Genomic DNA, 19236 nt, shown 5'->3' with positions numbered 1-19236 from the left:
ATCACGGGCCGGTGATGACCTCCGCCGCCGCCTCGCCGCAGACCCTCGCCGCACCGCGCGTCGCGATGTGGATCGCGCCCGCCGGTGCGGACTGGGGGACGCCCATCTCCACCACCACGGTGTCCGGGCGGGCCGCCAGAAGCGTACGGACGGCCGAGGCCATCCACGCGTGGCGGTGCGCGTCGCGGACCACCGCGACGATGCGGCGCTCCCCCGCGGCCGCGAGGGCCTCGGCGCCCGCCGCGTCACCGCAGAAGCTGCCCGAGGCCGTGCCGGGGAGGCGGCGTTCGAGTTCGGCCGTGACGCCCCACGGGGTCTCGTCGCCGACCGCGATGTTGGGGAGCGGCGTGAAGGTGGCGACGTAGGGCGCCTCGGTGACCGGGGCCGCGTACGTCTCACCGCGGGTGACCGTCAGCGCGCGGCGGGCCGCGACCAGACCGATGCCGGTGTCGGGCGCGCCCCCCGAACGATCGGCCGCGCCCGACACCGAACTCCAGCTCGCCAGCGCGCGCACGCGGTCGGCGGCGTCGGCGAGACGTTCCTCGGGCAGTTCACCCGAGCGGACCGCGGCGACGAAGGCGTCCCGCAGCCGCAGCACGGTGCCCTCGTCGGAGGGGCCGCCGCCCACGCAGATCGCGTCGGCGCCCGCGGCGACGGCGAGGACGCAGCCGCGCTCGAAGCCGTACCGCCCGGCGATGGCCTGCATGTCCATGCCGTCGGTGACGATCAGGCCGTCGTAGCCGAGTTCCCCGCGCAGGAGGTCGGTGAGGATGCGGCGGGAGACCGTCCCGGGGTTCTCCGGGTCCAGGGCGGGGGCGAGGATGTGGGCGCTCATCACGGCCCGCGTACCGGCGGCGATCGCGGCGCGGAACGGCGCGAGGTCGCGGGAGTTCAGCACGTCCCGGTCGACATCGATGACCGGCACCGAGTGGTGCGAGTCGATCGCCGTGTCGCCGTGGCCCGGGAAGTGCTTGGCTGAGGTGGCGACGCCGGACGACTGCATGCCCTCGATGTACGCGGCGGTGTGCCGGGCGACCAGCTCGGGGTCCGCGCCGAAGGAACGTACGCCGATGACGGGGTTGTCGGGGTTGGCGTTGACGTCGGCGGACGGCGCCCAGTTGAAGTTGATGCCGCAGGCGGCCAGGCGGCGGCCGAGGTCCGCGGCCACCTCGCGGGTCAGCGTCGTGTCGTCGACGGCGCCGAGCGCGTGGTTGCCCGGGTAGGAGGAGCCGGTGCGCACCTCCAGGCGGGTGACGTCGCCGCTCTCCTCGTCGATGGCGACCAGCAGGTCGTCGCGCTCGGCGCGCAGCTGCGCGGTGAGGGCGGCGACCTGCTCGGCGGTCTTGACGTTACGGCCGAACAGGCCGACGGAGGCGAGGCCCTCGCCGATCCTGCGGCGCAGCCAGTCCGGTGCGGTGGTGCCGTCGAAGCCGGGCTGGAGGACAGCCAGGGCGTTGCGGGTGAGGGTGTCCCCCGCGTGGGCCAGAGTCGTCATGGTGAGTTATCCCTTCACGGCGCCGTCGGTCAGGCCGCTGACGGCCCTGCGTTGCAGGAAGACGAAGAGGATCAGGATCGGGAGGGCGAAGAGGGAGGCCGCGGCCATCGTGGCGCCCCAGTCGTCGCCGAAGGCGGTCTGGAAGCTGGACAGCCAGATCGGCAGGGTCTTGGCGTCCGCTTCCTTGTTGATCACGAGGGCCAGCGGGAACTCGTTCCAGGCGGTGATGAAGCCGAAGAGCGAGGTCGACATCAGGCCCGGCGCGAGCAGCGGGAGGATGACGCGGCGGAAGGCCTGCATGCGCGTACAGCCGTCGACCATGGCGGACTCCTCCAGCTCCTTGGGCACCGCGGCGACGAAGCCGCGCAGCGTGAGGAGGGTGAAGGGCAGGATCATCACCATGTAGAAGAGGGTGAGCGGGATCAGGCTGTTCAGCATGTCGGCGTCGCGCACGATCATGTAGATCGCGATGACCATGACTTCCCAGGGCGCCATCTGCGCCAGCATGAAGCCGATGATGAAGCCGCGCCGCCCCTTGAACCGCATCCGGGCGAGGGCGAAGGCCCCGGTGACGCCGATGATGAGCGAGAAGACGACCGCGCAGACGGTGACGGTGATCGAGTTGCCGACCATCGTCCAGAAGTGGTCGGCGTCCATCGCCGTCTTGAAGTGTTCGAGCGTGGCGTCGGCCGGGAACCAGACCGGGTCCTCGCTGATGATGTCGCCGGTCGGCTTGAAGGCCGTGGCGAACATCCAGTAGACGGGGAAGACGAAGACGAGGAAGAGAACGACGGCGGTCAGGTTGGGCCAGATCCGGCCCAGCGGCGAGCGCTTCACAGCTCGTCCTCCTCTTGCTTGAGCACGATCCGCAGGTAGTACGAGGTGATGGCCAGCAGGATGACGATGGTGAGCATCGCGATCGCCGCGCCCATGCCGAAGTGCTGGTTGCCCATGCCCTCGATGTAGGCGTAGACGGGCAGGATCTCGGTGAGCCGCTCGGGCCCGCCCTCGTTGAGCGTGAAGACCTGGACGAACGCCTTGAAGACCCAGATGATCTCCAGGAACGTCGTGGCGTAGATGAAGGGCCGCAGATACGGCAGGGTGACCGAGGTGAACTGCTTCCAGGCGCCGGCGCCGTCCAGCGAGGCGGCCTCGTACAGCTCCTTGGGGATGGTCGTGGTGGCCGCGTAGAGGTTGATCGCCACGAAGGGGATCGACTGCCAGACGATCAGGAGCAGGACCACGAGGAAGGTGGAGTACTGCGTGCTGAGCCAGTCGTGGTCGGCCATCGACTCGAAGCCGATCTTGGCGAGTACCCAGTTGACGACGCCGAAGCGCTGTGCGAACAGCCACTGGTAGACGGTGGTCGACGCGACGACGGGCATCGCCCAGGCCAGGACGAGCCCGACCATGAGCAGCGTGCGCATCTTGCGGCCGAGGCGCGCGAGCAGCAGCCCGACCAGCGTGCCGAGGATCATGATCAGTACGACGTTGGCGGCGGTGAAGGCGATCGAGCGCCCGGTGACGCGCCAGAAGTCCTCGCCGGTGAGGACGTCCTTGTAGTTGTCGAACCCGTTCCACTCGGTCAAGTGCAGGATGAACTGCCGCATGTTGAGGTTCTGGAACGACAGGATCCCGTTGTTGACCAGCGGCCAGCCGAGCAGCAGCAGGGTGGCGATGATCGCGGGTGCCAGGAGCAGATAGGGCGTGAGGCCGGTGAGACGCCCCGGGGTGGCGCGCGGGCCGCGTGGTCGTGGTCCGCCGTCCGGTGTCTGCACCTCCGTCGGGCCGGAGGGCGGCCGTTCGGTCTTCTGCACGGTCATGCTCGCCATCTCTTTCGTGGGCATCGCGGTACGCAGAGGCGTGGGCTGCGCGGTACGCAGAGGTATGCCGGGGGCGGCGAGGGCGTGTCACCCGCCGCCCCCGGCAAGAGGGGGGTTGTTACTGCTTCTGCGCCAGGCGCTTGTTCAGCTCGCCCTCGACCTGCTTCGCGGCGTCGGCGGGCGACTTACCGTTGAGCACCGCGGTCATGTAGTTCTTGATCGGGTTCGGCGGGTTCTCGACCGCGCCCCACTCCGGGATCAGCGGGGTGGTGCCGCCGCCGGCGGCGGCGGGAGCGGCGGCCTCGGCGGCCGGGTTGCCCTTGAGGTTGGACTCCAGGGCCTTCTTGTTCGGGATCGTGCCGCCTTCCTTGGCGAACTGACCCTCGAACTTGTCCGACAGCGCGATCTTCAGGAACTCCTTGGCCAGCTCCTGCTTCTTGCTGGTCGCGGCCACGGCGAGGTTGGAGCCGCCGAGGAAGACGCCCTCGGGCTTGTCGGCCGTGGCGCCGGGGATCGTGAAGAAGCCGATGTCCTTCTCGATCTTCTTGTTGGCCTTGATCGCGGTCGCGGCCTCCCAGCTCATGCCGATGAAGGCGCCGGTCTTGCCCTTGGCGAAGACCTCGGCCTGCTGCGGGGTGGCCTCGTCCTTGTTCTTGGGGGCCTTGGAGAGGTCCGCGAACTGCTTGTACGTCTTCATGGCCTTGGCGACCTTCGGGTCACCGAGGTTGGAGACGTACTTGTCGCCGTCCTTCTTGACCAGCTCGGCGCCCTCGCCGATGGTGAGGCCGACGAAGTGGTACCAGTTCTGGCCGGGGAGGTAGATCGGCTCGGCGTCGGTCTTCTCGCCGATCAGCTTGAGGTCCTTGAGGAACTCGGCGCGGGTCTTGGGGGTGTCCTTGATGCCGGCTTCGGCCCAGATCTTCTTGTTGTAGACCACGACGCGGTTGAGGACGAACCACGGGGCGGCGTACTGCTTGCCGTCGATGACCGAGGCCTTGTTCATCGACTCGGTCCAGTCGGCGCCGATCGACTCCTTGAGGTCGCCGAGTTCGGCGAGGCCGCCGGTCTTGGCGTACGCGGCGGTCTGGGTGTTGCCGATCTCGAAGACGTCCGGCGGGTTCTCCTCGGAGAGGGCCGTGGTGAGCTTCTGCTGGATGCCGTTCCACTGCTGGACTTCGAACTGCAGCTTGGCGCCGGTCTTCTTCTCGAAGGCCGCCGTGACGTCCTTCTGCCACTTGTCCGGCGTCGAACCGTCCATCGCCCAGAGCGTCAGCGTCTCGCCCTTGAAGCCGTCGGCTCCGCCGGACTTCTTGTCCCCGTCGTCACCGCCGCACGCCGCGACCGAGACCAACATGCCCGCGACACCGATGGCCGCTATGAGCTTGCGCTTCACGTCACCCTCCTCAAGGGATGCCAGTCAACCCCCCACCCGCAGCGACCGAATGGACCGAGATCTGCCCGTGGGACTGGAACCTGGTCTTTAATGGTGTAGACCAGTACGGGGAGCTTGGCCTAGACCTTTAGGGGTGTCAAGGGTGTATAAGAAGGGCTGTCGCGTCCGTTATCGGACCGACACCTGAGCGGGCAAGGCCCTCCCCCCAGGCTCTCGACTTCGCTCGACCAGGGGGCGCCCCCATGGCCCGGTACGTGCCACGATGTGAGCCGCGACAGACGGAGGAGCCGGTGACGGCAGCAGCACAGGAGCCGGAAAGGCTGACTATGGGCACCGAAGCGGGCAGTACCGGGACCGACGAGGGCGCGCCCGCGGAGACCCCCAGCGTCGGCCGGACCGCGCGCGTCCCCAAGTACTACCGGCTGAAGCGGCACTTGCTCGACATGACGGAGACGCTGCCGCCCGGCACCCCCGTTCCCCCGGAGCGCACGCTCGCCGCCGAGTTCGACACCTCGCGCACGACGGTCCGCCAGGCCCTCCAGGAGCTGGTCGTCGAGGGGCGCCTGGAGCGGATCCAGGGCAAGGGCACGTTCGTCGCCAAGCCGAAGGTGTCGCAGGCCCTCCAACTCACCTCGTACACCGAGGACATGAGAGCGCAGGGCCTTGAGCCCACCTCGCAGCTCCTGGACGTCGGCTACATCACCGCCGACGACACCCTCGCCGGCCTGCTCGACATCGGCGCGGGCAGCCGCGTGCTGCGCATCGAGCGCCTGCGCCTGGCCAACGGCGAGGCGATGGCCATCGAGACCACGCACCTGTCCGCCAAGCGCTTCCCCGCGCTGCGCCGCTCCCTGGTCAAGTACACCTCGCTCTACACCGCGCTCGCCGAGGTGTACGACGTGCGTCTCGCCGAGGCCGAGGAGACCATCGAGACATCGCTGGCCACACCGCGCGAGGCGGGCCTGCTCGGCACCGACGTCGGCCTGCCGATGCTGCTGCTCTCCCGTCACTCCCTGGACGCCGCGGGCCGGCCGGTGGAGTGGGTGCGCTCGGTCTACCGCGGCGACCGCTACAAGTTCGTGGCCCGCCTCAAGCGCCCCACGGACTGACCCGCGTACGACCGGCCGGTCCCGCACCGGGGTCTGGCGCGGATCACTTCCCTGCCTTACGTTCCTCCCGTCATCGCATGACGAACGTCATCGCACGATGAACGGGAGGACGACCCGGTGCGCAGAGCAGATCCCCGATCCATCGCCGTCTGGACCGTCGTCGCACTGGTCGGCGCCACGGGCTGGACCGTGCTGGCGCTGGCCCGCGACGAGGAGGTCTCGGCCGCCTGGATGGTGGCGGCGGCCCTCGGCTCGTACGCCATCGCCTACCGCTTCTACTCCAAGTTCGTCGCGTACCGGGTGCTGAAGGTCGACGCGCGCCGGGCCACGCCCGCCGAACGGCTCGACAACGGCATCGACTACCACCCGACCGACCGCCGCGTCCTGCTCGGCCACCACTTCGCGGCGATCGCGGGCGCGGGCCCGCTGGTGGGGCCCGTACTGGCCGCCCAGATGGGGTACCTGCCCGGCACCATCTGGATCGTCGTCGGCGTGATCTTCGCGGGCGCCGTCCAGGACATGGTCGTCCTGTTCTTCTCGACGCGGCGGGACGGCAAGTCGCTCGGGCAGATGGCACGGGACGAGATCGGGCCGTTCGGCGGGGCCGCCGCGCTGCTCGCCGCCTTCGCCATCATGATCATCCTGCTCGGCGTGCTCGCCCTGGTCATCGTCAACGCGCTCGCCGAGTCGCCCTGGGGCACCTTCTCCATCGCGATGACCATCCCGATCGCGCTGCTCATGGGCTTCTACCTGCGGGTTTTGCGCCCGGGGCGGGTCAGCGAGGTCTCCCTCATCGGCGTCGTGCTGCTGCTGATCGCGCTCGTCGCCGGGCGCTGGGTCGCCGAGTCCTCGCTCGCGGACACCTTCACGCTCGCACCCTCGACGCTGGTGATCTGGCTGATCGCGTACGGCTTCGTCGCGTCGATCCTGCCGGTCTGGATGCTGCTCGCGCCGCGCGACTACCTCTCCACCTTCATGAAGATCGGCACCATCCTGCTGCTCGCGCTCGGCGTGGTCGTCTCCCTGCCGACGCTGAGGATGGACCCGGTGACCGACTTCGCCTCGCGCGGCGACGGGCCCGTCTTCGCGGGCTCGCTCTTCCCCTTCGTCTTCATCACCATCGCGTGCGGGGCCCTGTCCGGCTTCCACGCGCTGATCTCATCTGGCACGACGCCGAAGATGATCCAGAAGGAGACGCAGGTCCGGATGATCGGGTACGGCTCCATGCTGATGGAGTCGGCCGTCGCGATCATGGCCCTGATCGCCGCCTCGATCATCGACCCCGGGCTGTACTTCGCGATGAACGCGCCGGCGGGCGTTGTCGGCGACACCGTACAGGAGGCGTCGAAGGCCGTCGCGGGCTTCGGGTACTCCATCTCCCCCGCCGACCTCGCGCAGGCCGCCAAGAACGTGGAGGAGTCCTCGCTGCTCTCGCGCACGGGCGGCGCGCCCACGCTCGCGGTCGGCGTCTCCGAGATCTTCTCGAAGGTCACGGGCGGCTCGATGCGGGCCTTCTGGTACCACTTCGCGATCATGTTTGAGGCGCTGTTCATCCTGACCGCGCTCGACGCGGGCACCCGCGTGGGCCGCTTCATGCTCCAGGACATGCTGGGTAACGTCTACAAGCCCTTCAAGAACGTGAGCTGGAAGCCCGGCCTGGTGCTGACCAGCGCGGCCGTCACCGGCCTGTGGGGCTACTTCCTGTGGGTGGGCGTGCACGAGCCGCTCGGCGGGATCAACCAGCTCTTCCCGATCTTCGGCATCGCCAACCAGCTCCTCGCCGCCGTCGCCCTCACCGTCTGCACGACGCTGCTCGTGAAGTCCGGCCGCCTCAAGTGGGCCTGGATCACGGCGGTTCCGCTCGCCTGGGACGCCACGGTGACACTCACGGCGAGCTGGCAGAAGGTGTTCTCCGGCGACCCGCGGGTCGGCTTCTTCACCCAGCGCTCGATCTACCAGGACGCCATCGACGACGGCAAGGTCCTGCCGCCCGCCAAGTCCATGGACGACATGCACACCGTGGTAACCAACTCCACGGTGGACGGGGTCCTTTCGGCGGCGCTCGCCCTGCTCATCGTCATCGTGATCGTCGACGCGGCCCGGGTCTGCTTCCGGCACATCAGCGACCCCGAGGCCTCCCGGCTGAGCGAAGTGCCTTTCGTGGAGTCGAAGTTGACGGCACCGGCCGGCCTCTTCCCGACCGCGCAGGAGAAGCGGGAGCTCACCTCGTGACGTGGGTACTGCGGGTGCTGCGGTGGATCCGCTGGTACGCGCGGGAGTTGACCGACGAGTCCGCGTACGACCGCTATGTCGCGCACGCGCGGAAGGCGCACCCAGGGGCGTCCGTCCCTTCCCGGAGGGAGTTCGAGCGAATGCGGACGGACCGCCAGGAGTCGGACCCCCGGCAAGGATTCCGCTGCTGTTGAACAGGCGCTTCGGCACATCCGGCACTCGTCCGTTATCCGGACAGGGGTTCCATAGATCAAGACTCTCGCCTAGATTTCCCGCACGTTAAGCATGGGATAAGCGAGGGAACGGAGCCGCGATATGTCAGATGCGCCTGAAGTGGACAGACCGGTGGTCACACCGGTCCGGGTGGTCATCGCGGCCTGCCTTGTCGCACCCTTCGTGGCCATGCTCTGGGTGGGTTCGTACGCGAAGGTCGAACCGACCTTCCTCGGCATACCGTTCTTCTACTGGTACCAGATGGTCTGGGTGCTTCTCTCCACCGTGCTCACGATGATCGCGTACAAGCTGTGGCAGCGTGACCAGCGCGCCCGCAAGGAAGGTGCGCGGTCATGAACGGCGGAGTCAACGGCGTCGCGCTCGCCGTCTTCATCTTCTTCTTCATCGCGGTCACCGTCATGGGCTTCCTCGCCGCCCGCTGGCGCAAGGCCGAGAACGACCAGAGCCTGGACGAATGGGGCCTCGGCGGACGGTCGTTCGGCACCTGGGTCACGTGGTTCCTGCTCGGCGGCGACCTCTACACCGCGTACACCTTCGTGGCCGTCCCCGCGGCGATCTACGCGGCGGGCGCGGCCGGGTTCTTCGCGGTGCCGTACACGATCCTCGTCTATCCGCTGATCTTCACCTTCCTGCCGCGCCTGTGGTCAGTCTCGCACAAGCACGGCTATGTGACGACCTCCGACTTCGTGCGCGGGCGCTTCGGCTCGAAGGGGCTCTCGCTGGCCGTCGCGGTCACCGGCATCCTCGCCACGATGCCCTACATCGCGCTCCAACTGGTCGGCATCCAGGCGGTCCTCGACGTCATGGGCGTCGGCGGCGGCCCGGACACCAACTGGTTCATCAAGGACCTGCCGCTCCTGATCGCCTTCGCGGTGCTCGCCGCGTACACCTACTCGTCGGGGCTGCGCGCGCCCGCGCTGATCGCGTTCGTGAAGGACGGGCTGATCTACCTCGTCATCGTCGTCGCGATCATCTACATCCCGATCAAGCTGGGCGGCTTCGACGACATCTTCGCCAAGGCGGGCGACGCCTTCGCGCAGACCAACCCGGCCACCGACAAGCCGCGCGGCGCGCTCGTGCCCGCCGAGGCCGGGCAGTGGACGTACGCGACGCTCGCGCTCGGATCGGCCCTCGCACTGTTCATGTACCCGCACTCGATCACGGCGACGCTCTCCTCCAAGAGCCGCGACGTGATCCGCCGCAACACCACGATCCTGCCGCTGTACTCGCTGATGCTCGGCCTGCTCGCGCTGCTCGGCTTCATGGCGATCGCGGCGGGGATCAAGGTCGACAACGGCCAGCTGGCGATCCCGCAGCTGTTCGAGAACATGTTCCCCGACTGGTTCACGGGCGTGGCCTTCGCGGCCATCGGCATCGGCGCGCTGGTCCCGGCGGCCATCATGTCGATCGCGGCCGCGAACCTCTTCACCCGCAACATCTACAAGGACTTCATCAAGCCCGACGCGACGCCCGCGCAGGAGACCAAGGTCTCCAAGCTGGTCTCGCTCATGGTGAAGGTCGGCGCGCTCGCCTTCGTCCTCACCATGGACAAGACCGTCGCGATCAACTTCCAGCTCCTGGGCGGCATCTGGATCCTCCAGACCATGCCCGCGCTGGTCGGCGGCCTGTTCACGCGCTGGTTCCACCGCTGGGCGCTGCTCGCGGGCTGGGCGGTCGGCATGGTCTACGGCACGCTGGCCGCGTACGGCGTCGCCTCGCCGACGCAGAAGCACTTCGGCGGCTCGTCCGACACGATCCCGGGCATCGGCGAGATCGGTTACATCGGCCTCACCGCGTTCGTTCTGAACGTGATCGTGACCGTGGTCCTCACCTTCGTCCTGAAGGCGCTGAAGGCCCCGGAAGGCATCGACGAGACCTCTCCCGGGGACTACACCGCCGACGCGGGCGACCCGGGCGTCGTCCAGGAACTGCCGAAGGCGACGGCGGGCGCCGGGCACTGACCCACTCGCCGTCACGGCAGAGGGCCGCCGGAAAATCGGCGGTCCTCTGCCGTACCCGTGTTGCACACTGCGCCCCATGGACTTCACGATCACGATCAGATCCGCGCGCCCAGAGGAGTACGAGGCGCTCGGCGACCTCACCGCACAGGCCTATCTCGACGGCGGGCACCTGGACTTCGGGGTGGACGACCCCTATCTCGTGGTGCTGCGCGACGTGGCGGGACGCGCGGCGGCGGCCGAGGTCCTGGTGGCCGAGGCGGGCGGCGAGATACTCGGCTGCGTCACCTACGTCCCGGCCGGCGGCCCGATGGCCGACATCACCCGCGACGGCGAGGCGGAGATCCGCATGCTGGCCGTCTCCCCCGCGGCGCGCGGCCGGGGCACCGGAGAGACGCTCGTACGGGAGTGCGTGCGGCGCGCCGAGGAAGCGGGCCGTACCGCGCTCGTCCTGTCCACGCAGACCTCGATGCACGCCGCCCACCGGCTGTACGAGCGCCTCGGCTTCGTCCGCACACCGGAGCGCGACTGGCGCCCCATCGAGACGGTGCCGCTGCTGACGTACGCGCTGAAGCTCTAGCCACCACTCCGCGAGCCGACACAAGATGTGGGCCCGCTTCAGAGGCCCGGCACAAGATGTATGCTCGTGCTCGCTGTCGCCGCAGGGGAATCCGGTGCAAGTCCGGAACTGTCCCGCAACGGTGCATGTGTACGCGTTTGGCGTACGCGGAGTCCGAGGACCTGCCGACAGTGCGCCCGTGCCGTCCGGCCCGGGTGCCGACCGTCCGGGCCTCGTGGAGTGGGCCGGTGGACGCGGTACGCCGCCCTGTCCGGGTGCGCCCGTGTGCCCTCCCCTCCCCTGGCCCAGAGCCGAGCGAGGGAGTGCCCCACGTGACCATCGCGCCTGCCGAACCCGCGTCAGCGACCAAGCCGACCGCCGAGGGTGGCGAAGGAACCGACGGCCCAGGGGCCGCGCTGCTGCGCACCCTGACCGAACTCACCGTCGACCTTCCCGACGCCGACCCCGGCCGGGTCGCCGCCGCCGCGCTGCGCGGCCGCTCGGCCAAGGCCGACGCGTCGGAGCTGCGGGAGCTGGCGACCGAGGCGGCCGCGGGGCTCATCTCCGACGACCCGGCGTACTCGAAGCTGGCGGCCCGGCTCCTGTCGATCGGCATCCGCGAGGAGGCGGCCACGCAGGGCGTGCGCTCCTTCACCGAATCCGTGGCGGTCGGCCACCGCGAGGGCCTGATCGCCGACCGCACGGCGTCCTTCGTGACCGAGCACGCGGCCCGGCTCGACGCGCTGGTGGACGCCGCGCACGCCGACGGCGCCGACTTCCGCTTCGAGTACTTCGGCCTGCGCACCCTGCACAGCCGCTATCTGCTGCGCCACCCGATCACCCGGCAGGTCATCGAGACCCCGCAGCACTTCATGCTGCGCGTCGCGAGCGGCCTGGCCAAGGACGACGGCGCCGCCGCCGTGGACGAGGTCGCCGCGCTGTACGGCCTGATGAGCCGCCTGGACTACCTGCCGTCCTCGCCTACGCTCTTCAACTCCGGCACCCGCCACCCTCAGATGTCCTCCTGCTACCTCCTCGACTCCCCGCTGGACGAGCTGGACTCGATCTACGACCGCTACCACCAGGTCGCGCGGCTCTCCAAGCACGCGGGCGGCATCGGACTCTCGTACTCCCGCATCCGTTCCCGGGGTTCGCTGATCCGCGGCACGAACGGGCACTCGAACGGCATCGTGCCGTTCCTCAAGACCCTGGACGCCTCGGTCGCCGCCGTGAACCAGGGCGGCCGGCGCAAGGGCGCCGCCGCGGTCTACCTGGAGACCTGGCACTCCGACATCGAGGAGTTCCTGGAGCTGCGCGACAACACCGGTGAGGAGGCGCGCCGCACGCACAACCTCAACCTCGCGCACTGGATCCCGGACGAGTTCATGCGCCGGGTCGCCGGCGACCAGGACTGGTCGCTGTTCTCCCCGGCCGACGTGCCCGAGCTGGTGGACCTGTGGGGCGAGGAGTTCGACGCCGCCTACCGCGGGGCCGAGGCCGCCGGGCTCGCGAAGAAGACGATCCCGGCCCGCGATCTGTACGGCCGCATGATGCGCACCCTCGCACAGACCGGCAACGGCTGGATGACGTTCAAGGACGCCGCCAACCGCACCGCCAACCAGACGGCGGAGCCCGGCCACACCGTGCACTCCTCCAACCTCTGCACCGAGATCCTGGAGGTGACGGACGACGGCGAGACGGCGGTCTGCAACCTCGGCTCGGTGAACCTCGGCGCGTTCGTGGAGGACGGCGACCTCGCCTGGGACCGGCTCGACGAGACCGTCCGGACGGCCGTCACCTTCCTCGACCGTGTCGTCGACATCAACTTCTACCCGACCGAGCAGGCCGGGCGCTCCAATGCCAAGTGGCGCCCGGTGGGCCTCGGCGCGATGGGCCTCCAGGACGTCTTCTTCCAGCTGCGGCTGCCCTTCGACTCCCCCGAGGCGCGCGCCCTCTCCACCCGCATCGCCGAGCGGATCATGCTCGCCGCGTACGAGGCGTCTGCCGACCTCGCCGAGCGCGAGGGCCCGCTGCCCGCCTGGGAGAAGACCCGGACCGCGCGCGGTGTGCTGCACCCCGACCACTACGACGTCGAGCCGGCCTGGCCGGAGCGGTGGGCGGCGCTGCGGGAACGCATCGCCCGGACCGGCATGCGCAACTCCCTGCTGCTGGCCATCGCGCCGACCGCCACCATCGCGTCCATCGCGGGTGTCTACGAGTGCATCGAGCCGCAGGTCTCCAACCTCTTCAAGCGCGAGACGCTCAGCGGTGAGTTCCTCCAGGTCAACGCCTACCTCGTGGAGGAGCTGAAGCGGCTCGGCGTCTGGGACACGCAGACCCGCGAGGCGCTGCGCGAGGCCAACGGCTCGGTGCAGGGCTTCGGCTGGATCCCGGAGGAGGTCCGCGCGCTGTACCGCACGGCGTGGGAGATCCCGCAGCGCGGCCTGATCGACATGGCCGCCGCGCGCACCCCGTTCCTCGACCAGGCGCAGTCGCTCAACCTGTTCCTGGAGACGCCGACCATCGGCAAGCTCTCCTCGATGTACGCGTACGCCTGGCAGCGGGGCCTGAAGACCACGTACTACCTGCGCTCGCGCCCCGCCACCCGCATCGCCCGCGCGGCAGGCTCCAACGCCGCCACCGCCGCCCCCGTCCCCGCGCAGGTCACGGCCGAGGAAGCCGTCGCCTGCTCCCTGGAAAACCCCGAGTCCTGCGAGGCCTGCCAGTAATGAGCACCACCACGAACAGCGAGAAGAACCTCCTCGACCCGGGCTTCGAGCTGACCCTGCGCCCCATGCGCTACCCGGACTTCTACGAGCGCTACCGGGACGCGATCAAGAACACCTGGACGGTGGAGGAGGTCGACCTGCACTCGGACGTGGCCGACCTCGCGAAGATGACGCCCGAGGAGCAGCACCTGATCGGCCGCCTCGTCGCGTTCTTCGCGACCGGCGACTCGATCGTCTCCAACAACCTCGTGCTGACGCTCTACAAGCACATCAACTCCCCCGAGGCCCGGCTGTACCTGAGCCGTCAGCTCTTCGAGGAGGCCGTGCACGTCCAGTTCTACTTGACGCTGCTCGACACCTACCTGCCCGACCCCGAGGACCGGGCGGCCGCGTTCGACGCGGTGGAGGAGATCCCCTCCATCCGCGAGAAGGCGCAGTTCTGCTTCAAGTGGATGGACTCGGTCGAGAAGCTGGAGAGGCTGGAGACCCGGGCCGACCGCCGCCGCTTCCTGCTCAACCTCATCTGCTTCGCCGCGTGCATCGAGGGCCTGTTCTTCTACGGTGCCTTCGCGTACGTCTACTGGTTCCGCAGTCGCGGTCTGCTGCACGGCCTCGCGACCGGCACCAACTGGGTGTTCCGCGACGAGACGATGCACATGAGCTTCGCCTTCGACGTGGTGGACACGGTCCGCAAGGAGGAGCCCGAGCTGTTCGACGACGCGCTCCAGACGCAGGTCACGGACATGCTGAAGGAGGCCGTCGAGGCCGAGCTGCAGTTCGCCCGCGACCTGTGCGGTGACGGTCTGCCGGGCATGAACACCGACTCGATGCGCGCGTACCTGGAGTGCGTCGCCGACCAGCGCCTCCAGCGCCTGGGCTTCGCGCCGGTCTACGGCTCGGAGAACCCGTTCTCCTTCATGGAGCTCCAGGGCGTGCAGGAGCTGACCAACTTCTTCGAGCGCCGCTCCTCGGCCTACCAGGTCGCGGTCGAGGGATCGGTCTCCTTCGACGACGAGTTCTGAGTCCACCACCGAACGGCCCGGGTGTGCCCGCCCCGTCACGGGGGGCGGGGCGGGCACACCCGGGGCCACACCTGCTCGCTCAGCGCGGTTCGGCCCGCAGGACGAGCCGCTTGGGGTGCAGGGTGATGCCGACGCGGGTGCCGGTGTCGGTCTCCGCGACCGGCGCCAGGCGCCACCTGGGGGCCACCGTGCCGAGGATCAGGGCCAGTTCGGCCAGGCTGAAGTGGTCGCCGGGGCACTTTCGGTTGCCGACGCTGAACGGCATCATCGCGAACTCCGGTACGTCACCGGCGCGTTCCGGATTCCAGCGGTCCGGGTCGAACTCCAGATGCCGCTCGAAGGAACGCGGGTCGCGCTGCATCGCGTACACGCTGTAGACGAGGTCCGCACCGCGCGGAATGCGATAGCCGCCCAGTTCGGTTTCGGCCACGGACCGGCGTGTGAATATCCAGGCCGCCGGCCGTATCCGCATGGCCTCCGTGATGACATTGCGCAGGTGCGGCAGGGCCCCGAGATCGGCGAATGTGATCGCTCGGCCCCCGGCCACGGAATTTACCTCTTCAACCAATCGCCTTTCCTGTTCCGGGTGTTCGATGAGCAGCTGGAAGGTCCACGCCAGCGTCGACGCGACATTCTCCGCTCCTGCGACGACGAGTGATACCACGTGGTCGTGGATCTCCTGGTCGGCTATCGGCGCCCCGGATTCGTCCGTGGCCCGCAGCAATTCCGCGAGCAGGTCGTCCGGGCCGCCGGGCCCCGCCGAGCGGCGCTCCGCGATGATCTCGTCGACGAGCGCGTGCAGGTCGGCGAGTGCTCTCTCGAATCGCCGGTTGGCGGGTGTCGGCACGCGGTAGAGCGGTCCGACCGAGAGCACCATCCGGCGGTAGAGCCCCTGGAAGACGGTGTGCAGCGAGTCGGCGACGCGGTCCGCCTTCTCGCCGATCGACTCCACCTCCAGGAGCGAGCGCGAGACGATGCGCACGGCCGTGCGGAACATCTCCGCGCTGACATCGACCGTGGCGCCGGGGCGCCAGCGGGCCGCCGTGGCGCGCGCCTCCTCCTCCATCACCCTGGCGTAGTCGGCGATCCGCTCGGGCCGGAACGCCGGCTGCATCATCCGGCGCTGGCGCCGGTGCAGCTTGCCGTTGCTGGTCGCCACGCCCTTGCCGAGGAGGACTTCGAGGGTGTCCCAGAGCGGTCCGCCGACGATGAACTCGGGACGCTTGAGCATCGCGCCGACCAGCTCCGGATCGCAGACCGCGTACGCCGTCCTGGGCCCCAGCCTGATCCGTACGAGGTCCCCGTGGTCGCGCAGCGCGGAGAGGAAGCCGAGCGGGTCGCGCACCAGGTTCCAGGCGTGGCCGAGCAGGGGGGCGCCGCCTTTGACGAGTATCGGGGTGCGCAGCGGGCCGGGTCCCGACGCGGCCGGTGCGGGTATTGCGGATTCGACGCTCATTCCTCACCTACCAGTTCGTTTTCCGCCAGGACGTCTTCCGTCACATACGGGGGCATGGACCGGTCGTCCCAGCTGTCCACCCGATAGCGACCGGATTCATGATGGAACCAGTACACGGAAGAGAACCAGTTCCGCATATTGAAGACGCAGGACTGCACCGCGTTCGCGAGTTCTTCTCCTTCCGCCGTTCCGTCGGACAATCTCCGGGCGAGCAGCAGGACTTCCTCCTCCGCGTCCAGGAAATCAGCGACGCATTGCGTGACCCGCCGGTGGACTTCCCGTACGGCTTGTTCGAGCGTCATCCCTTCGTGCTGAATGAGGCTGATCCCGAGATTGTGCAGTTCGTCGCCCGCGAGTTCTTTGGGGAGCGAGCACAGGTCGTTGTACCAGGCCGAGAAGTCCTGGGTGGCGAGGGCCGCCCGCCGGTACGCGGTGTGGTTGCGCACGGTGTGCGGCAGTTCGCGGCGCGCGGTGGGTTCGAGCAGGTCGATCCACGCCCAGTGCGCGAAGGTGAGGCGGCGCAGCTCCACGTACGCCTCGACCGAGGGGACCGTGCCGCTGCGCCGGTTCCTGAACTCCAGGTCGTACGCCTCGATCACGGGGTGGAAGTGGCGGGCGAATCTGGCGTTCCAGCTGGGGCCGAGGAAGGCGTACAGCCGGCGGACGCAGTCCGCGAATCCCGCGACCAGGGGGTCGCGGTGGTGGAGGTACTGCCGGGGGGCGTCGAGGGCGCCGTGCAGGCCGCGGCAGAGCCACCGCCACTGTGCCGCCCTGCCGTGCACGGAGTCGCGGTCGTGCCGGTCGTCCCAGGCGAAGAACCAGCTGCTGAGATCCGCTATCGCGGTGAGCAACTCGTCCGGCGCGCCAATGTAGTAGCCCGCCACCAGGTCGGTGTAGCAGAGGCTGTCCGCGTACCGCTCGACCTTGTCCGGCGGCATGAGCCGCATTTCCCGTAGCCAGGTCCTGGACTTCTCCTGAAGCTTTGGCCAATACGGGTGCAGACGGCGAGGAAACGCTGCCTCGATCACTGGAACGGCCAGTGCCGGTGGGACCGATACCGCCTGAGTGTGTGGCTGTGTCTGTGAAGTGCTTCCGGAATATGCAGGCACGGACAAACCCCTTTCAGCCGCCTGGGCGGCACACGCCCCTCCCGCCGTGCCGGGCGCGCGCCGTTGCGTATCCCCGCGCTTTCCATTCAGCACCACAACTGACCGTTCAGGGAACAGATTTGCGCCATTCACTACCCCCCAGTGCCGAGAACATCCTTGTACGTGACTGAATATGGATCTTCAACAGCCGGTTCTGCTCGCACTGGTGAGCGGCTCACGCCAAAGGCCCCTGGCCGGGATGGAGTTCCCGACCAGGGGCCACTGGTGTCACACGGTTCCCACGCCGCTCAGGCGGCGCGTGCGTCAGTCATTGGGCACCACGGGGTAGCGCGGCGTGCCCTCCGCCATCTGGCGGAGCGCGTCCTTGCGCTCCCTCTTGGAGAGGCGGTCGATGTACAGGTAGCCGTACAGGTGGTCCGTCTCGTGCTGGAGGCAGCGCGCGAAATAGCCACTGCCGCGCACCTTGATGGGGTTGCCCTTCTCGTCCTGGCCGGTCACCTCGGCGTAGTCGGGGCGGGCCAGCGGGGCATAGGCGGTGGGCACGGAGAGGCAGCCCTCGCCCGAGTCGTCGAGGCGGCGGCGCTCGGCGGGCAGCTCGGTCAGGACCGGGTTGCAGACCACACCGACGTGTCGCACGCCCTCGTCGTCCATGCAGTCGTAGACGAAGACCTTCAGGTCGACGCCGACCTGGTTGGCGGCCACGCCCACGCCCTGCGCGACGCGCTGGGAGGCGAACATGTCGTCGACCAGCTTCGCCAGCTCGTCGTCGAAGGACGTGACGTCCTTGCACTCCTTGTGCAGGACCGGATTGCCGACGACCGTGATCGGGCGCGCCGTGCCGCGCTCGCGGTAGGCCGTCTCACGCTCCTCGCAGTCCTCCGTGTCGATGACGAAGCCCTCGTCGTCGACGGGGAGCACCCCGCCGGAGGCCTGCTGCTCAGTGTCCTGCGCCATGTCCGCCGTAAGCCTTCCGTGAAACCCTCAAGAGTTTGTGCCGGTACAGCCTACGGCGAAGTGGCGACCGGCCTCCCCGGGTCAGCAGACCTCTTCGAGATCCCGCCAGTCCCGCGAGTCCGGGCTGTCCGCGACCCAGCTGTCGAGGAGCCCGCGCACCAGGGCGGCGGGCGCCGCGATGCCGCACTCGCGCTCCGGCACCCAGATCGCGCCGGGGCTGCGGTGACCGAGCGGACCCGGATGGCCCGGCTCGCTGTGGTCGTGCGGGTCCAGGTGCTCGCCGTCGCCCTCGTCGCTCGGCATCCGGGACTCGGAGCACATGCGGCACAGCAGCCGCACGGACGACGACCAGTCCTCGGCGGCGAAGCCGGCGTCGGCCGCGAGCTGCTCCAAGGCGTCCCGGTCGTCCTCGGTGGCGGCCTCCAGGAGGACCACCCAGGTCGGCACGGGTGAGGGCGCCCACAGCTCGATCTCGTCGAACACGGGGTACGAGTGTCCGGCCGCCGTCGTCCGCTCGCCGTGCGGGACGCCGTCGTGCAGCACGACCTCGCCCCAGCGGCGTCCGGAGGAGGGCAGCGGGATGGACAGCACCTCGATGCGGGCGGGGTCCAGCCTGCGGCCCCACACCACCTCGGCCTCGCCCTCCGGGGAGAGCCGCACGGCCGCGCTGCCCAGCTCCATGCCCGAGGGCTCGCCGGACGCCGCGACCCCGCCGGGGACCTTCACGCCGTACGCCTGCCAGGCGCGGCGGGCCAGCGGCCAGTCCTGGAGCGCGGTGGCCGCGATGCCCACGTTCCACCAGTCCGGGGCGCCGGCCGAGCGGTCCAGGAGCGCGACGGCGCGCAGCCCCGCGGCCCGCGCCTGTTCCCAGTCGTGCCGGAACTTGTGCAGCAGCGCGAGGTTGAACCAGGACTCGGACAGCCAGGGTTCCAGATCCGCCGCACGCGTGAGCAGTGCGCCCGCGTCCTCGTATCGGCCGTCGCCGATCAGCGTGAACGCGCGGTCGGTCGCCTGCCGCCATGAGGCGGAGGGCCGGTGCCGTCCCTTGCCGAAGATCCTCACGATTCCCGCCTGATTCCCGCCTGTCACGATTTGTCGGAAGTCCCATCTGATGAGGGCGCGGCGTCGGGTCGATGCCCCCGTGCACCCTCTTCTTCGCATCC

Annotated in this window: 16 protein-coding genes and 1 riboswitch; of the genes, 8 read left to right on the top strand and 8 right to left on the bottom strand. The window is 69.2% G+C overall.

Annotation, left to right across the window (positions count from 1 at the left end; all coding sequences use genetic code 11):
* Window position 1: 1 nt before the first annotated feature.
* The 4 genes from CP975_RS23805 to CP975_RS23790 form a co-directional block, all read right to left on the bottom strand.
* Window positions 2-1495 carry a glycoside hydrolase family 3 protein gene (locus CP975_RS23805; RefSeq protein WP_055531784.1) on the bottom strand — a complete coding sequence of 498 codons (1494 nt, stop codon included), beginning with the start codon at window positions 1493-1495 and terminating at the stop codon, window positions 2-4.
* Between the two features lie 6 nt (window positions 1496-1501).
* Entirely contained in the window at window positions 1502-2332 is an 831-nt protein-coding gene (locus CP975_RS23800) for a carbohydrate ABC transporter permease (protein ID WP_055531786.1), read from the bottom strand.
* Entirely contained in the window at window positions 2329-3318 is a 990-nt protein-coding gene (locus CP975_RS23795; protein WP_055531828.1) for a carbohydrate ABC transporter permease, read from the bottom strand. The genes CP975_RS23800 and CP975_RS23795 overlap by 4 nt, the downstream gene beginning before the upstream one ends.
* A gap of 118 nt (window positions 3319-3436) precedes the next feature.
* Window positions 3437-4711, bottom strand: a complete 1275-nt coding sequence (locus tag CP975_RS23790) for an extracellular solute-binding protein (RefSeq protein WP_055531788.1) — start codon at window positions 4709-4711, stop codon at window positions 3437-3439.
* 326 nt (window positions 4712-5037) lie between these two features.
* Here CP975_RS23790 and CP975_RS23785 point away from each other — a divergent pair, with 326 nt between their 5' ends.
* The 8 genes from CP975_RS23785 to CP975_RS23750 all read left to right on the top strand — a co-directional run bounded on the left by CP975_RS23785 (window position 5038) and on the right by CP975_RS23750 (window position 14554).
* Complete coding sequence (locus CP975_RS23785) at window positions 5038-5820, top strand: GntR family transcriptional regulator (RefSeq protein WP_055531790.1); 783 nt, start codon at window positions 5038-5040, stop codon at window positions 5818-5820.
* Between the two features lie 117 nt (window positions 5821-5937).
* Entirely contained in the window at window positions 5938-8052 is a 2115-nt protein-coding gene (locus CP975_RS23780; protein WP_055531792.1) for a carbon starvation CstA family protein, read from the top strand.
* Window positions 8049-8246 (top strand): YbdD/YjiX family protein, encoded by a 198-nt coding sequence (locus CP975_RS23775; RefSeq protein ID WP_055531794.1) that lies wholly within the window; start codon window positions 8049-8051, stop codon window positions 8244-8246. The genes CP975_RS23780 and CP975_RS23775 overlap by 4 nt, the downstream gene beginning before the upstream one ends.
* A 121-nt stretch (window positions 8247-8367) precedes the next feature.
* Entirely contained in the window at window positions 8368-8622 is a 255-nt protein-coding gene (locus tag CP975_RS23770; protein WP_150477322.1) for a DUF3311 domain-containing protein, read from the top strand.
* Window positions 8619-10247, top strand: coding sequence for a monocarboxylate uptake permease MctP (mctP, locus tag CP975_RS23765; protein WP_030780891.1), 1629 nt, complete (start codon window positions 8619-8621; stop codon window positions 10245-10247). The genes CP975_RS23770 and mctP overlap by 4 nt, the downstream gene beginning before the upstream one ends.
* Before the next feature lie 76 nt (window positions 10248-10323).
* Complete coding sequence (locus CP975_RS23760) at window positions 10324-10824, top strand: GNAT family N-acetyltransferase (protein WP_055531798.1); 501 nt, start codon at window positions 10324-10326, stop codon at window positions 10822-10824.
* Window positions 10825-10884: 60 nt separating this feature from the next.
* A riboswitch (cobalamin riboswitch) is annotated at window positions 10885-11007 on the top strand.
* 128 nt (window positions 11008-11135) lie between these two features.
* On the top strand, window positions 11136-13532 hold the full coding sequence (locus CP975_RS23755; RefSeq protein WP_055531800.1) for a ribonucleoside-diphosphate reductase subunit alpha: 2397 nt from the start codon (window positions 11136-11138) through the stop codon (window positions 13530-13532).
* Complete coding sequence (locus tag CP975_RS23750) at window positions 13532-14554, top strand: ribonucleotide-diphosphate reductase subunit beta (protein WP_030780900.1); 1023 nt, start codon at window positions 13532-13534, stop codon at window positions 14552-14554. The genes CP975_RS23755 and CP975_RS23750 overlap by 1 nt, the downstream gene beginning before the upstream one ends.
* Window positions 14555-14633: 79 nt before the next feature.
* Here the strand turns inward: CP975_RS23750 and CP975_RS23745 are convergent, their stop codons facing one another.
* The 4 genes from CP975_RS23745 to CP975_RS23730 all read right to left on the bottom strand — a co-directional run bounded on the left by CP975_RS23745 (window position 14634) and on the right by CP975_RS23730 (window position 19135).
* Window positions 14634-16010, bottom strand: coding sequence for a bifunctional albaflavenone monooxygenase/terpene synthase (locus tag CP975_RS23745; protein ID WP_055531802.1), 1377 nt, complete (start codon window positions 16008-16010; stop codon window positions 14634-14636).
* On the bottom strand, window positions 16007-17119 hold the full coding sequence (cyc1, locus tag CP975_RS23740) for an epi-isozizaene synthase (protein WP_150477321.1): 1113 nt from the start codon (window positions 17117-17119) through the stop codon (window positions 16007-16009). The genes CP975_RS23745 and cyc1 overlap by 4 nt, the downstream gene beginning before the upstream one ends.
* 303 nt (window positions 17120-17422) lie before the next feature.
* Window positions 17423-18073 carry a peptide deformylase gene (gene def, locus CP975_RS23735; RefSeq protein ID WP_030780909.1) on the bottom strand — a complete coding sequence of 217 codons (651 nt, stop codon included), beginning with the start codon at window positions 18071-18073 and terminating at the stop codon, window positions 17423-17425.
* 81 nt (window positions 18074-18154) lie between these two features.
* On the bottom strand, window positions 18155-19135 hold the full coding sequence (locus tag CP975_RS23730) for a tetratricopeptide repeat protein (RefSeq protein WP_055531806.1): 981 nt from the start codon (window positions 19133-19135) through the stop codon (window positions 18155-18157).
* Between the last annotated feature and the right edge of the window lie 101 nt (window positions 19136-19236).

Origin of the sequence: Streptomyces alboniger, from assembly GCF_008704395.1 — a bacterium.
Classification (GTDB): Bacteria; Actinomycetota; Actinomycetes; order Streptomycetales; family Streptomycetaceae; genus Streptomyces; species Streptomyces alboniger.
This window is presented reverse-complemented; position numbering and strand designations above follow the sequence as displayed.

Bases quoted from the DNA above. Each gene is read 5' to 3' on its own strand.
- CP975_RS23805 (WP_055531784.1), bottom strand. From the start codon at position 1,495: ATGACGACTCTGGCCCACGCGGGGGACACCCTCACCCGCAACGCCCTG.
- CP975_RS23795 (WP_055531828.1), bottom strand. From the start codon at position 3,318: ATGACCGTGCAGAAGACCGAACGGCCGCCCTCCGGCCCGACGGAGGTG.
- CP975_RS23785 (WP_055531790.1), top strand. From the start codon at position 5,038: ATGGGCACCGAAGCGGGCAGTACCGGGACCGACGAGGGCGCGCCCGCG.
- CP975_RS23770 (WP_150477322.1), top strand. From the start codon at position 8,368: ATGTCAGATGCGCCTGAAGTGGACAGACCGGTGGTCACACCGGTCCGG.
- mctP (WP_030780891.1), top strand. From the start codon at position 8,619: ATGAACGGCGGAGTCAACGGCGTCGCGCTCGCCGTCTTCATCTTCTTC.
- CP975_RS23760 (WP_055531798.1), top strand. From the start codon at position 10,324: ATGGACTTCACGATCACGATCAGATCCGCGCGCCCAGAGGAGTACGAG.
- CP975_RS23750 (WP_030780900.1), top strand. From the start codon at position 13,532: ATGAGCACCACCACGAACAGCGAGAAGAACCTCCTCGACCCGGGCTTC.
- CP975_RS23745 (WP_055531802.1), bottom strand. From the start codon at position 16,010: ATGAGCGTCGAATCCGCAATACCCGCACCGGCCGCGTCGGGACCCGGC.
- def (WP_030780909.1), bottom strand. From the start codon at position 18,073: ATGGCGCAGGACACTGAGCAGCAGGCCTCCGGCGGGGTGCTCCCCGTC.